At 52.6% G+C, this 542-nt stretch carries 1 protein-coding gene; it reads right to left on the reverse strand.

Features of this window, described 5'->3' with window-relative positions:
* Positions 1-542 (reverse strand): tyrosine--tRNA ligase (gene tyrS / locus ACTHUR_RS17445; protein WP_440399976.1); only part of this gene is annotated, 542 nt, incomplete at both ends.

Consider the following 542-nt stretch of genomic DNA (forward strand, 5'->3'; position numbering starts at 1 on the left):
GCATGGTTCGGATTGTTGGCTTCGGCAGGTTTGCCGTTGAGCAAAACCGCTTTGCTGTTGACAAAGCCGCGTGCTTCTTTGTTGGAAGACGCCAAACCGGTTTTCACCAAAGTTTCCACCACGTTGAGGCTCTCGGAAACTTCAAACGTTGGCAGGCCGTCGAGTGCCAGCTGCTCGAAGTCGCTTTCGGTAAGATGGCTTTGGTCTTCGGCAAACAGGCTTTCAGAAATGCGTTGGGCGGCGGCAAGGGCTTCTTCACCGTGAATCAGGCGGGTCATTTCCTCGGCAAGAATGCGTTGCGCTTCTGGCTTGGTGCCGCTGGCTTTGTCTTTGGCTTCGATGGCGTCGATTGCTTCGATGGACAGGAAGGTAAAGTATTTCAGGAATTTGTACACATCGGCATCGGTGACTTTCAGCCAGAATTGGTAGAACTGATACGGAGAAGTTTTCTTCGCGTTCAACCATACTGCGCCGCCTTCGGTTTTGCCGAATTTGGTGCCGTCGGATTTGGTTACCAAAGGCAGGGTCAGGCCGAATACTTG

This window comes from Neisseria sp. P0021.S007 (assembly GCF_051956855.1).